Source organism: Prevotella sp. oral taxon 306 str. F0472 (assembly GCF_000257925.1).
GTDB classification, from domain to species: Bacteria; Bacteroidota; Bacteroidia; order Bacteroidales; family Bacteroidaceae; genus Prevotella; species Prevotella vespertina.
Genome location: NZ_AJIN01000034.1, coordinates 1 through 13,840, shown reverse-complemented (window position 1 = coordinate 13,840; position 13,840 = coordinate 1). Strand labels below are relative to the sequence as shown.

The following is a 13,840-nucleotide window of genomic DNA, read 5'->3' as shown; positions in this document are numbered from 1 at the left end:
CCCGTCCTCATAGATTTTCAGAAACCAAATGATGGCAGCCAGCAAGATAATCGGTGACTCCACGAAGAAGTCTCCCTGTTTCTGAATCCACGAGCGGTTGAGATTGAGCATAATCGTATAGGCACTCTCGTAAGCGTCCGATATATCCGTCATAAAGGCAGGATTGATAGGATTGCAGCGATGCGACTTTCTCGGATCATCGAAGTTGATGACATAGAACTGCGGCTTTATCTTGTAGGCATCCAAGTGATTAAGCAGGTGATTATAAGCAATCTCAGAAAGGTCTGGAAACTTATAGTCGTAGATGTACATGGCAAAGCCTTTCTCTATCTGCTGCTTGATGTAATTGTTCACGATAGCGTAAGACTTACCCGACCCCGGTGTGCCGAGTACCATCGAGGCGCGGAAGGGATTGACTACGTTAATCCAGCCATTATTCCACTTCTTCTTATAGTAGAAGCGTGTAGGAAGGTTTACCGAGTATTCATTCTCCATCAATCGTGTTTCCTGCATGAAACTTTCGTTCTCCGTGTTGAAAACATCGTCCATAAGGTTGTTTTTGAGCAGTCGGCTCATCCATACGCCACCCATCAGCAGACAGATATAACCAACGGACAGCGTGAAGATATAGAGCGTAGCTGCACCGACCTTACCGATGGGCAATGCCAGCAGCCACCAGTTGAAAAAGAAAAAGACAAAGCCAGAGAAAAGCACCGTCCAAATCTTTGGCCACGTGATTTTCTCCTCTTTCACGCCTTTTGTCCCAAGGCAGGACAAGGCAAGGAAAACCACACAAAAGAGTTTTGTCCAGAGGATGGATGAAAACAATCCTGTGGTACGCTGGAAATTCATCAGTATCTTATCCACAATGCCGAGCGTAAAGCCCCAGGTATGGAACGCCTCGTAGCAGAACCAATAGTAGTTAATGAGAAGGAATATCACCGATATGCCTCGCATAAAGTCCATAACTTTACCTAATGCCCTTAAATCATCTTCTTGTGCCATAGTTATATTGCCTTTATATTTGTTGTATTATCGTTATTTGAATTGCGTTTGAATGTTGTTCAAACAACGTTTGAAATACCTTACCTATCTTTTCCTCCGCCTGAGATTGACTTTGTTTTGCCTGCGAAGTTTACGCTGCCAAGCCGCTTCCTTCCAATCATCATTGCCCGTAGATGTGAAAGAGTCACCCACCATGTTCTCGATTAGTTCATCGACAAGGTTATCCCCTTCTTCTGCATTGGATTGTAACGGTTGGACGGTTGCCGATTGTTCCAAACGGACAGACGGACTGCCATACAGCGTTTCGTCCAAGAACGGATTATGAGCAGGATTGGAAAAATAGCCATTGAATACATTGGCGGCATATCCCTTGCCCAATCTGGAACCATTGAGTGCAACACCCTGCTCGTCATCAATAAAGGTAATACCGTAAATTCTTCCATTATCATTCTTTCGGATTACCACACGCAAGCCTTTTTCCGCCAGCTTACGTTGCAGGTCTTTCTCTGTCTGGGGAGAAGTGCGCATAGCTTGTAACACCTTATTCCTGATGACAGATATCAGCGGTTTGACAGTTTGTTTCGACTTCTGTATCTTATTCTGTACGGCAGTATAACCTACGCCACGCCCGATGTCCGAGGCGTTAATGGGTGTGCTTGTTTTATTTCCCTTATCATCAGTCGGAACATAGACCAGCCCGTCATATTTCTTTCCCCGAAACTCTGTTTTGATTTCCTCTACGGCAAGATTATATTTACTCAGTATGGCATTCAGTTCACCCAAGGAACAGAAACAATAATGCTTCAGCATCATGCGGACAACGTTTGCCACCTGCTCCTTGATATTCCCTTTACCAATATCTACCTTGGGCGTTTCTGCTACTGCCTTCTCAGTAAGCTTTGAACTTGGAATGAGACCAAATTTTCTTTCCAAGGCATCGGTAATCTGCTTGCTCCTTCGCTTTTCAAACTTGTCGTTAATCTTTTGTCCACGGCTGTCCACTCGAAGTGATACGATGTGTATATGCTCACGGGCGATGTCGCTGTGCTTGAACACGATATAAGGTTGATTGCCGTAGCCGAGTGCCTCCATATACTCCCTGGCTACCTGCACGAGTTGCTCATCGGAGATTTTATCATCCGGGTGCGGATTGAGCGAGCAATGGAACACCATCTTTTTTGTTCGGCATTTCTCTGGGATAAGTGCTTGCATATCGGGAAAGACTTCTGCCATCGTATAAGTTCCCTCTTTGTTTTGATACAAGCCTTGAGCAAGAAGAATGCTTGCTTCCCCTTTCTCCACCTTTTTGAAGTTATACCCCAGCGCCCCTCCAAGGTTCTCCGTTGCTGAAATCTTGGCAATCATCTTTTGCGGTAGTCAATGGTTAAATGGATTGCTTGCTCCTGCAAGACAATGATTTGAGTTGACAAATTCTCCAACTTCTCAAGCATAATCTGTGCAGTCTTTACGCTGTGATAGCTGTTGATGGCACGCACAGCTTGGTTATATAGCACGCCAATCTTATGGATTTGTGCCGTCAGTTCCGAGAGCTTTCGGTAATATTCTACGGCAGATCTATCCACCGTAATCACCTTGAAACTCTCACCAAGAATACGTCCACGCACGAAATCCGACTTGGTCTCCGCACCTGAACGCTGAAACAAATCAATCGCCCGTTGCTGGTCTTTGGGGTTAGGCAACCGTACATGCCAGTTGTCCCAACGTGGCTTTTCCGCTTGTTTTCGTTTTGAACCGTGTTCCGTTTCCTTTTTCATATCTGTTCTGTTTTCTTAATTACGACTTTGGAGTAATTCATCTCCCCTTCGGGGCAAGGGTCTTTGTGGTACAAACGGCGGTTTGTGTTACAAAGACACACCTTGCCAATATCAAGAGTTGATACGATTGAAGTATCCACCCTTTTGGGGTGTCTGCTTCGGGATATTACCTCCATGTATTATTCTCGCCTGCAAAGTTACGGCGAGTTTTCAAATATCTCATTATCAATGATATTCACTCTTTTTCCTTGCATTTCCCTGTACTTCACAGGTAGTTGAAACTTAGGATAAAACCTTGTTATTTTGCAACCAGATTCAGTTGAAAGACAGCTTGAAACCTATATGGATGAAGAGTCCAAAATAATGATTTCAACTTCAAAAATCTCAATCAAGAAAGGTTTGAACTGCGGATAGTTTTATGTTTTTGAGCTGAGTCAAAATTGAGCTGGGTCAAAACCAGACTTTTAGGTCGAGTCAAAAATATGGTTTCAACAACAAATATGACATGACTTGTCAGTCAAGATATACATTAACTTATAACATAAGTAACAACCGACTATGAATATGGAAAAGAAGAAAAACAATCCCATCTATCTGGGCTTCGCCTCACAGAAAGGCGGAGTTGGCAAAAGCAGCCTTGCCGAAGTGCTAGCTTCCATACTATATTACGAGAAGAACATCTCCCTTGCCGTCGTGGATTGCGACGGTACGCAGGAATCTTTCTATAAACTCCGCGAACGCGACAGAGATCTCATCGAGTCCTCACCCGAACTGGGCAAGGAACTTCATGAACGCCTGTCGCGCTACGGCAAGAAATCGTATCATATCATCAGAAGCAAACCAGAAAGAGCCGTTTCCGATGTCATGAAATACTTTCGTAAAATGAAGACGGCGCCGCAACTGATTATCTTTGACTTTCCTGGTCATGCCCTTACCAGTGCCATGATGGATTTGTCCATTACGATGGACTACATCATCTCACCTATAGAAGCCGACCCACAGTCGCTGGCATCGAGTTTTGCATACGCCAAGACAATCAGGGACTTGGGTGTCGGGTTTGAAGGCTCACGCATTCAGGACTTCTTCCTGCTTTGGAACAAAATCAACCGCAGTGCCAGTACCATGGTCATCGACCTGTTCAGCCAAAATGCGAGGGAGCAGGGACTGCCGATCTTCGATGCCCGTATCTACAATTCCGTACGATTCAGCAGGGAGTTGGCACAAGGCGGTGTCAAAGGTGTTTTCCGATGCTCCTACCTACCCCCAGCAACGACTCTCCGTCCGCAGACGGGTGTGGACGAGTGGGTAAGGGAGGTCATGGAGAAACTCAACTTGAAAACAGAGGATAGCGTATGAAGTCACTGAAAGAACAACGTGAGAAGCTGTTTCAGGAGAAATTGGCAGAGATGGCGGATATTGGTGTCAAGAAGCGCACAGAAGAGAACACACCTGACTTTGACGTTCCCATTGATTTGGATGATGATTCAGACTCTGTGGAAGAAGATAAAAGTGTTTCTCTTCAAGGGTATTATGGACAAGAAGATAAAATATCAAAAGACATACCGCTTGATGACTGCACCGCCCATACTGCTCGGCCCGAGAAGCGAAAGAGAAACGCCAGAGCGAAGGATTCTTCCCCAGCAATGGACTTTCCTGAATACGAACAGCGATTTCTGACGGGTGTCCGCAATGGGCGCAATAAGTCGGGCTTCAGTATCCATACTGAGATACTCCAGATACTGCGTGATGTGCTGAGCGACATCAGATCGGAGGCTTCCATCACGGGGTATATTGAGAATATCCTTCTCGATCATTTGAAAACGTATCAGGATTTGTTGAACCATACCGCCTCACAACGCAGGCGCGATAAAACCATAGACTTATGATAATCAATTTATTGTTAGGCGTATTGCTTTTGCTGGGTATAGCGTGGATAGCTCTCGGCATCGCATACTTTTGGAGGTTATTTCAAGATTTGGCAGCCCAATCAGGGAAGAATACACCAAAGCAGAAAGGAAACGGGCACGGCACAAGTCTCAATACATCCGTTTCCCAAGAGCAGATTGACAATGCACGTCACGTTTTGGTGGGTAGGAGCAAGCCTTTTCATTCCCACTCTATCTCCAAAGTTCCCGCTGTTTCCTCCTCTGAAAATCCAGATGAAAAACCTAATACTTTTGCAGAGAAAAACTCACCTGTACCCGAAGAAACAAAAGAAGCGGAAGGTACAGAAGAGGACAATGAAATGCAGGTTGACTATACAATGGACGAATCTGACGAAGACACTATCATCCGTGAGGAACTGCAAATCGCCGATGCAGTGATGCCAGAAATTTCACCGTCCGCTATTCTTGCACGGGAAGTAGTCCGTATTACCGGCTGGCACAAAAATGACGACACGCTTGATGAGGAAAACGAAGCCGAAGTGCTGGATACTCTGCAAAGCATACGAGGCACACTGCTTATGGACTATATCAAAGAGGCAACGCTCAAGCAGGAGAAAGACCATCAAAAGCTACTTGCTGCCATCCGTAAAGCAGAAGAAGCAGAAATGACGAACGAAGAAACAATACCTCCCGAGTCTGATTCTGCACAAGAGAATAGCGATGCATCGGAAGAAGCCGACTGTCCACTGTCATACTATCTGTAAAACTATTGTTTTTGTTCATATTGTAAAGTGTTCGAGGGGTGGCTCAAAAGTAAAACAATCACACTATATCAGTCATACAATAAAACCGAGCCACCCCTTACCATCTCTACCCAAAAGAAAACAATTCATTTAACAACTTAAAATAAAAAGAACAATGAACAACAAAAAGAAAATCACAATGCTGTTCCTGCTGACAGCTACTGCCGTAGGAGCATACGCACAAGGCAACGGCATTGCCGGAATCAATGAAGCTACAAAAATGGTAACCTCCTACTTCGATCCCGGCACGAAACTCATTTATGCCGTAGGGGCGGTAGTGGGGTTGATTGGAGGCATTAAAGTGTACAACAAGTTCTCAAGTGGTGACCCCGATACGAGCAAGACAGCAGCCTCTTGGTTCGGTGCGTGTATCTTCCTCATTGTGGCAGCCACTATCTTGAGAAGTTTCTTCCTGTAAGGCGATGGCTGCATTTGAAATCAACAAGGGTGTAGGTCGGACGGTGGAATTCAAGGGCTTGAAGGCACAGTATCTCTTCCTCTTTGCAGGAGGCTTGCTGGCTGTCTTCATTCTCGTGGTCATTCTCTATCTCTGCGGAGTCAGCCAAGTTACCTGTCTTGTCATAGGCGTAGTGGGTGCCAGCCTTGTGGTATGGCAAACGTTCACCATGAACAGAAAGTACGGGCAATATGGGCTAATGAAAAAGGGAGCAGTGCGTATGCACCCACGCTACCTTGTAAACCGCCGTACGGTCTTCCACCTTATCCGTAACCTTCAACCAAAGAAAGCGAAGCAATGAGAAATAAAAGCAAGATAACCACCTTGGAATCGAAGTTCCCGCTACTCTCTATAGAGCAGGGCTGCATGGTGAGCAAGGATGCTGACATCACGGTGGCTTTCCGTGTGGAGCTGCCCGAACTCTTTACCGTCACTTCTACAGAATACGAAGCAATGCACTCTGCCTGGCATAAGGCTATAAAAGTGCTACCCAATTACAGTATCGTACACAAGCAGGACTGGTTTATCAAGGAGGACTATCAAGGAAAGCTCTCCGATGGCAGCCTGAGTTTCCTTGCCCGTTCCTCTGAACGGCACTTCAACGAACGTCCGTATCTCCACCACTCAGTCTATCTCTTCCTTACCAAGACCAACAAGCAGCGTATGGCGCAGCAAAGCAATTTCTCTTCGCTCTGCCGTGGACACCTGCTGCCTAAGGAAATCACCAACAAGGACGAAGTGATGAAGTTTATGGAAGCCGTAGACCAGTTCGAGCGTATCATCAACGATACCGAGCAAATAAGAATTGTCCGCATGACAGAAGAGGAATTGATAGGTACAAAGGAAAAAGGCGGTCTCTTGGATCGTTATTTCTCCCTCTCGGAAGAAGGACACGCCTCGTTGGAGGACATCCGTCTGGGCGCAGACCTTGTACGTGTAGGCGACAATCAGCTGTGCCTGCATACGCTTTCCGACACGGACGACCTGCCTACAACAGTCAGCACGGACAGCCGATACGAGCGATTATCGACCGACCGAAGTGACTGCCGTCTTTCCTTTGCCTCTCCCGTAGGGTTGATGCTGCCGTGCAACCATATCTATAACCAGTACCTCTTTATCGAGGATAGCGATGCCAACTTGGAACGCTTCGAGAAGCAGGCAAGGAATATGCACTCACTGGCACGCTACAGCCGTAGCAACCAAATCAACGAGGAATGGATACAGGAGTATCTCAATATCGCCCACTCACAGGGACTGACCTCCATCCGTGCCCATTTTAACGTATTGGCATGGAGCAGCGATAAGGAAGAACTTCGCCAGATCAAGAATGACGTAGGCTCTGCACTTGCTCTTATGGAATGCCACCCACGTCACAACACCATTGATGCGGCAACGCTCTACTGGGCAGGCATTCCCGGCAATGCGGCAGACTTTCCTGCAGAAGAGTCGTTTTATACTTTCATCGAGCCTGCCCTCTGTTTCTTTATGGCAGAGACGAACTACAAGGACTCACTCTCTCCCTTCGGTATCAAGATGGCAGACCGCCTTTCAGGAAAGCCCGTCCACTTAGACATATCGGATTTACCGATGAAAAAGGGAGTCATCACCAACCGTAACAAGTTTATCTTGGGTCCTTCAGGCAGTGGTAAGTCTTTTTTCACCAACCACATGGTACGCCAGTATTACGAGCAAGGGGCGCACGTCCTCTTGGTTGATACGGGTAACTCATATCAAGGCTTGTGTGAACTTATCCACCGCAAGACCAAGGGCGAGGACGGTGTGTATTTTACCTATACCAATGAAAGTCCGATATCCTTCAACCCTTTCTATACGGACGATTACTTCTTTGATGTAGAGAAAAGGGAGAGTATCTGTACGCTACTGCTCACGCTCTGGAAGAGTGCTGATGAGCATATCACTAAGACCGAGGCAGGTGAACTTGGTTCAGCCGTAAACTCCTATATCGAGCTGATATGTGCTGACCACAGCGTTACACCCTGTTTTAATACTTTCTATGAGTATCTGCGGGATGTATACCGAAAGGATATGGAAAAGCGAGACATTAAGGTGACGCTCTCGGACTTCAATATCAACAACCTCTTGACGACATTGAAGCAATACTATCGTGGTGGTCGATATGATTTCCTTTTGAACTCGGACAAGAATATCGATCTGCTCTCTAAACGCTTCATCGTCTTTGAGATTGACCAAGTGAAGGACAACAAGGACCTTTTCCCAGTGGTAACGATTATCATCATGGAGGCCTTCATCAACAAGATGCGCCGATTAAAGGGTATCCGCAAGATGATACTTATTGAGGAAGCATGGAAAGCCATTGCTTCGGCAAACATGGCAGACTACATCAAGTATCTTTATAAGACGGTGAGAAAGTATTTTGGGGAAGCCATTGTCGTAACGCAGGAGGTGGACGATATCATTCAGTCGCCCATTGTCAAGGAAAGTATTATTAATAACTCCGACTGCAAGATACTGCTCGACCAGCGCAAGTATATGACCAAGTTCGACGGCATACAGGCGATGCTCGGTCTTTCGGAGAAGGAAAAGAGCCAGATACTCTCCATCAATCAAAACAATGACCCGAACCGACTCTATAAGGAAGTGTGGATAGGCTTGGGCGGTATGCAGAGTGCCGTCTATGCTACGGAAGTGAGCATGGAGGAATACCTGACCTATACCACGGAGGAAACCGAGAAGGTGGAGGTGATGAACAGGGCGGCACAGCTTGGTGGGGATATCGAAACAGCTATCCGTCAGCTTGCCATAGAGAAAAGAAACAATAAAAAGAAATAAGTACAAACCATCAAAACTATAGTAACAATGAAAAAGTACATTTTCATGGCTCTCTTAGGATTGAGCCTTTCTGTTCCCAAAGCCCACGCACAGTGGGTAGTAACCGACCCTGGCAATTTTGCCGGCAACATCGTCAATTCGGTCAAGGAGATAGCAACTGCCTCGAAGACGGTGAAGAACACCCTTGACGGTTTTAAGGAAGTGGAGAAACTCTACAACGACACCAAGAAGTATTACGATGCCCTGAAGAAGGTGAACAACCTCATCGGCGATGCCTACAAGGTCAAGGAGTGCATCCTGATGGTGGGCGACATCTCAGAGATTTACGTCACCTCGTATAAGAAGATGCTTTCGGACAAGAACTTCCGCCCTTCAGAACTTGCTGCGATGGCTTCGGGATATGCCAAGCTTCTGGAACAGAGCGGTGAGAGTCTCAAGGAACTAAAGTCTATTGTCAAGAGTAATGTTTTCTCGATGAACGACCATGAGCGCATGCAGTCCATAGACCGCATCTATACCACGCTAAGAGAATATCGCTCGCTTGTCTCATACTATACAAGGAAAAACATCTCCGTAAGCTATGTGCGTGCAAGGGAAAAGAACAACCTTGCCTCCGTTAAGGCGCTCTATGGTAATACGGCAAGCAGATATTGGTAAATCCACAGACAAAAAAAGAACTTGAAAAAACTTTCATAAAACACTTTTGCTTATGGATTTTGCCAGTTTACATGAGCTGCTACGCTCAACCTATGATGAGATGATGCCGCTCTGTGCCCAGATGACGGGCATTGCCAAGGGCATTGCGGGCTTGGGAGCACTCTTTTATATTGCTCTTCGGGTATGGGCTTCCATTGCGCGTGCCGAGGCGATAGATGTTTTTCCGCTTCTCCGACCTTTTGTCTTAGGCTTTTGTATAATGTTCTTCCCGACAGTCGTACTCGGTACGATGAACGCCGTGCTCTCGCCCATAGTGCAGGGTACGGAGATGATGGTACACCAGCAGGAGACCAACTTGGCGGAGCTTACCGCCAAGCGAGACAAGTTGCAAGAGGAAGCCTACCTTAGAAATCCTGAAACAGCCTACCTTGTCTCCAACGAGAAGTTCGATGAGAAGATAGAGGAAATGGGCATCATCGGACCTGAAGATGCTGTGACGATAGCGGGTATGTATGCCGAACGTGCTGCCTATCAGACCAAGCAGTGGATCATGAAGATGGTACACGACCTCTTAGAACTTCTGTTCCATGCTGCAGGACTTATCATCGACACGCTACGCACCTTCATACTCATCGTTCTTGCCATTCTCGGTCCGATAGTCTTCGGCATAGCCGTATGGGATGGTCTTGCAGGCTCACTTACGGCATGGTTCTCACGCTATATCTCTGTCTACCTGTGGCTGCCTGTCAGTTCTATTCTTACGGCACTGCTTACTAAAATACAGGTGCTGATGATAGAGAAGGATATCGAAGCACTCAGCGACCCTAACTACCTGCCTGATTCGGGAACGTGGTACTATATCGTCTTCTTCCTTATCGGTATTGTAGGCTACTTCTGTGTACCTACCGTGGCAGGCTGGATTATCGAAGCTGGAGGTGGTATCGGCTCATACGGTCGTAACGTCAACCAGACAGCACAGCATGGTGCGCAAGGCGCATATACCGGTGGCAAGGCTGCTATGGCTGGCGCGGGTGCTGCTGTGGGAAATGTCGGTGGACGTATCAAGGGTGCACTGCTCAAAGGAAAATAGAAATCGAGCAACTATGCTTAATTAATCAACAGATATAAAAGAAAAAGAAATGGAATTTAAATCACTTGGTAATATCGAGACCTCATTCAGGCAGATAAGACTCTATGCCTTTGTCTTTGCTATCGTCTGCGTGGCAGTAAGTGGTTATGCCGTCTATGCCTCGTACAGCTTCGCCAAGGAGCAGCGGGAGAAAATCTATGTGCTTGACCAGGGAAAATCGCTCATGCTGGCTCTCAGTCAGGATGCAAGCAGAAACCGTCCCGTGGAGGCAAGAGAACACGTGCGTCGTTTCCACGAGCTGTTCTTCACCATTGCACCCGACAAGGATGCCATTGAGAAGAACATGGAGCGTGCCTTTGTGCTGTGTGACAAGTCGGCTTTCAACTATTACAAAGACTTGGCAGAGAAGGGCTATTATAACCGTGCCATATCGGGTAATGTCAATCAGCGCATAGAGGTGGACTCTATCCACTGCAACTTTAATACTTACCCTTATGCGGTAACGACCTATGCACGGGAGTTTATCGTCCGTCAGAGTAATGTTACAGAGCGCAGTCTTGTTACGACCTGCACGCTGCAGAACTCAGTCCGTTCGGACAACAATCCGCAGGGCTTCTTGATGGAGAACTTCCTCGTTAAGGAGAACAGGGACATACAGACTTATAAACGATAAGGCTATGGCAAGGAAAAGGAACTTTTTACTATCACGTCACTATCTGCGCTTTCACCTGTGGCTCCGCCATCGTTGTGAAAGACTCACGATAAGGCAGAGAAAGGAAATCGTCTATGGGCTGAGCTTCATCTATCTGCTCTGCTCACTCTGGATGATAGCGCAGTTTTTCCTTCCTCCAAAGAAGGAAAAACTACCCATCCCCACGGGAAAGCTGACGGATAGTCCGATACGGACGGACAGTACTTTACAAGAGTTACATGGCAATTTTTATCTACAACATCATCAAACAATCAAGGAAAATGGATAATAAACAGAAAGAACAAATGAAGAAAGGCTTGGTCTTCGGAGGACTGGGACTGCTGTTTGCCCTCTCAATGTGGTTTATCTTCGCACCGTCAGGCAAGGATAAGACTGCTGCAGAGCAGGGACTCAATGACAGTATCCCGCAGGCAACGACAGAAAAACTGACGGAGAACAAGCTCAAAGCCTATGAATTAGGCGACAAGGCACACGAGGAGGAACAGACCCGCGAGGAGATGGGCAGGCTATCGGACTATTTCGCACAGAACACTGCTCCATCAGAGGAGCAGCGTGCAGAGACAGCTGCTTCTACGGCAAAGATAGAAAACTCCATGCATCGCTATGAGGAGAATAATCGCCTCTTGAACTCCTTTTACGCTCCCGACCCACACGAACAGGAGCGTGAAGCCTTGCGCTCGGAGATAGATAACCTTAAAAAGGAACTCTCTGCTAAAGACAGCAGGGAGGACAATGAAGAGAAACGGCAGCTTGCTTTGATGGAAAAGAGCTATCAGATGGCAGCGAAGTATCTTCCTAAAGCTTCAACTCCACCTACCTTCAATAACGGTCTGACGGCAGAAAAGGAGAAGACGGAAGACACTGCAGGTGGCTCTGAAGCCGCTAAGGGCAAGACCATGCAGAACGAAAAGCCTGCAATGGAGGTGCTGCCGGAGCGTAGGCAGTTAGTATCTTCACTTGACCAGCCTATGAGCGATGTCTACTTTATGGAGGAATACGGCAAAAAGGCTCGCAACTTGGGTTTCCATTCGCTCGCAAGCACGGCTGTGCCTACAATGCGCAATACGCTCAAAGTAGTAGTGGACAGGACTACTGTTCTTAAGGAGGGCGACAATGTCGTACTCCGTCTGCTTGAAAGTGCCAAAGTGCAGGGCTTGCACATTCCACGTCAAAGCCGACTCATAGCCGTCGCCAAGATAGAGGGCAACCGTATGCACCTACTTATCAAAAGCATTGAGGTGGACGGACATATCATAGGCGTAAAGCTCTCGGCATACGATATAGACGGACAGGAGGGTGTGTATATACCAGGTTCGGAGGACATCAATGCGCTTAAGGAAGTCGGGGCGAACATCGGCGGTTCAATGGGAACCTCCTTCACCTTCGCTTCCTCTGCCAAGGACCAGATTATCTCCGAGGCTGCCCGTGGGGTGATGCAGGGTGCAAGTCAGCTGCTTCAGAAGAAACTTCGCACCATCAAGGTAACGCTTAAGGGTGGCTACCGCCTTTTCTTGGTTCAGTCCAAATAAAACAATCGAAAATGATAAGTAAAAAATAACATCAAATCAAAAGGAACAATGAAGAAAATTATTTTATCAATGGCTATGCTTGCCATGGTGGGAGCAACAGCCACAGCACAGGAAAACAATGATGGTCTGACACCAAGCCGTCCTCTTACATCGGGAGAGCTTTTTCAAGGTATGAGCCGTGCCATACCAACGGGGCGTGTCGTACTGCCGTATGGTCTTGACGTTACCTTTGACAAGACCGTGCACCTTATCTTCCCTTCTGCCATTCGCTATGTAGACTTAGGTTCGCAGAACATCATCGCAGGAAAGGCGGAGGATGCTGAGAACGTACTGCGTGTAAAGGCTTCAGTGAAGGACTTTGAGACGGAAACCAATATGAGTGTCATCTGCGACGACGGCTCTTTCTATGCTTTCAATGTAAAGTATGCTGATGAGCCAGAGAAACTCAGCATTGAGATGAAAGACTTCTTGTCACCAACGGACGGACGACTGCCAAGCAATCGCTCTGATATTTACTTTAAGGAACTCGGCAACGAGTCGCCCGTATTAGTAAAGCTGATGATGCAGACTATCTATCAGAACGACAAGCGTACCATCAAACATATCGGTGCACAGCAGTTCGGCATGAAGTTCCTGCTTCGTGGCTTGTATGCCCATAACGGCTTGCTGTATTTCCATACTCGTATGGAAAACGGCACGAATATGCCATACTCGGTGGACTTTATCACGTTTAAGGTGGTGGATAAGAAGGTCGCAAAGCGTACCGCTATACAGGAGCAGGTATTACAGCCACTTCGTGCCTATCATCAGGTGATGCAGGTGCGTGGTATGAGCAGTGAACACACTGTGTTTGCGCTCGAGCAGTTTTCTCTTGCAGAAGACAAGCAGCTTGAAGTGACGCTCTATGAGAGAAATGGCGGTCGTACGCTGACCTTTTATGTGACGGCAGAAGACCTGCAGTTGGCAAAGAAGATTGATAACCTAAAACTGAAATGGTAGACATTATGAAGAAGATAATCATTTTATCGGTTTGCATAGCGGTGGCAATGGCTTTTAGCTTGCCATCGCAGGCACAGCGACTGATACCCAAGCAAAGGGGAATAGAGGTCGTGGGA

At 46.9% G+C, this 13,840-nt stretch carries 15 protein-coding genes and 1 pseudogene; 13 read left to right on the top strand and 3 right to left on the bottom strand.

Annotated features, from left to right (window positions below):
• The 3 genes from HMPREF9969_RS04865 to HMPREF9969_RS04855 form a co-directional block, all read right to left on the bottom strand.
• The coding region (locus HMPREF9969_RS04865) for a YWFCY domain-containing protein (protein ID WP_009434714.1) at positions 1-1,005 on the bottom strand (1,005 nt) is incomplete at its 3' end.
• Between the two features lie 84 nt (positions 1,006-1,089).
• Positions 1,090-2,370, bottom strand: coding sequence for a conjugal transfer protein MobB (mobB, locus tag HMPREF9969_RS04860; RefSeq protein ID WP_009434718.1), 1,281 nt, complete (start codon positions 2,368-2,370; stop codon positions 1,090-1,092).
• On the bottom strand, positions 2,367-2,780 hold the full coding sequence (locus HMPREF9969_RS04855; protein ID WP_009434722.1) for a hypothetical protein: 414 nt from the start codon (positions 2,778-2,780) through the stop codon (positions 2,367-2,369). The genes mobB and HMPREF9969_RS04855 overlap by 4 nt, the downstream gene beginning before the upstream one ends.
• Before the next feature lie 558 nt (positions 2,781-3,338).
• Here HMPREF9969_RS04855 and HMPREF9969_RS04850 point away from each other — a divergent pair.
• From HMPREF9969_RS04850 to HMPREF9969_RS04790, 13 genes and pseudogenes are all read left to right on the top strand, one after another.
• Positions 3,339-4,136 carry a ParA family protein gene (locus HMPREF9969_RS04850; protein ID WP_006046151.1) on the top strand — a complete coding sequence of 266 codons (798 nt, stop codon included), beginning with the start codon at positions 3,339-3,341 and terminating at the stop codon, positions 4,134-4,136.
• Positions 4,133-4,666: a DUF3408 domain-containing protein gene (locus tag HMPREF9969_RS04845; protein ID WP_006046152.1), complete on the top strand. Its 534-nt coding sequence runs from the start codon at positions 4,133-4,135 to the stop codon at positions 4,664-4,666. The genes HMPREF9969_RS04850 and HMPREF9969_RS04845 overlap by 4 nt, the downstream gene beginning before the upstream one ends.
• Positions 4,663-5,430: a hypothetical protein gene (locus HMPREF9969_RS04840; RefSeq protein ID WP_009434720.1), complete on the top strand. Its 768-nt coding sequence runs from the start codon at positions 4,663-4,665 to the stop codon at positions 5,428-5,430. Before HMPREF9969_RS04845 ends, HMPREF9969_RS04840 begins: the two co-directional genes overlap by 4 nt.
• 154 nt (positions 5,431-5,584) lie before the next feature.
• Entirely contained in the window at positions 5,585-5,887 is a 303-nt protein-coding gene (locus HMPREF9969_RS04835) for a DUF4134 domain-containing protein (protein WP_009434715.1), read from the top strand.
• A gap of 4 nt (positions 5,888-5,891) precedes the next feature.
• A complete protein-coding gene (locus tag HMPREF9969_RS04830; RefSeq protein ID WP_009434712.1) occupies positions 5,892-6,227 on the top strand; it encodes a DUF4133 domain-containing protein in 336 nt (111 codons plus the stop codon).
• Positions 6,224-8,737, top strand: a complete 2,514-nt coding sequence (locus HMPREF9969_RS04825; RefSeq protein ID WP_009434721.1) for a TraG family conjugative transposon ATPase — start codon at positions 6,224-6,226, stop codon at positions 8,735-8,737. Before HMPREF9969_RS04830 ends, HMPREF9969_RS04825 begins: the two co-directional genes overlap by 4 nt.
• A gap of 27 nt (positions 8,738-8,764) precedes the next feature.
• On the top strand, positions 8,765-9,394 hold the full coding sequence (locus tag HMPREF9969_RS04820) for a DUF4141 domain-containing protein (RefSeq protein ID WP_004378851.1): 630 nt from the start codon (positions 8,765-8,767) through the stop codon (positions 9,392-9,394).
• A 52-nt stretch (positions 9,395-9,446) separates the two neighbouring features.
• The gene (traJ, locus tag HMPREF9969_RS04815) at positions 9,447-10,484 is read left to right on the top strand and encodes a conjugative transposon protein TraJ (RefSeq protein ID WP_009434717.1); all 1,038 of its coding nucleotides are present in this window, start codon (positions 9,447-9,449) and stop codon (positions 10,482-10,484) included.
• A 49-nt stretch (positions 10,485-10,533) separates the two neighbouring features.
• Positions 10,534-11,157 carry a conjugative transposon protein TraK gene (gene traK / locus HMPREF9969_RS04810; protein WP_004353758.1) on the top strand — a complete coding sequence of 208 codons (624 nt, stop codon included), beginning with the start codon at positions 10,534-10,536 and terminating at the stop codon, positions 11,155-11,157.
• 4 nt (positions 11,158-11,161) lie between these two features.
• A complete protein-coding gene (locus HMPREF9969_RS04805; RefSeq protein WP_004353772.1) occupies positions 11,162-11,464 on the top strand; it encodes a hypothetical protein in 303 nt (100 codons plus the stop codon).
• Entirely contained in the window at positions 11,457-12,725 is a 1,269-nt protein-coding gene (gene traM / locus HMPREF9969_RS04800) for a conjugative transposon protein TraM (protein ID WP_036895080.1), read from the top strand. Before HMPREF9969_RS04805 ends, traM begins: the two co-directional genes overlap by 8 nt.
• 48 nt (positions 12,726-12,773) lie before the next feature.
• Entirely contained in the window at positions 12,774-13,724 is a 951-nt protein-coding gene (gene traN / locus HMPREF9969_RS04795; protein WP_009434716.1) for a conjugative transposon protein TraN, read from the top strand.
• Positions 13,718-13,840 (top strand): annotated as a pseudogene (locus HMPREF9969_RS04790) (conjugal transfer protein TraO); the annotation flags it as partial. The gene traN and the pseudogene HMPREF9969_RS04790, both read left to right, overlap by 7 nt.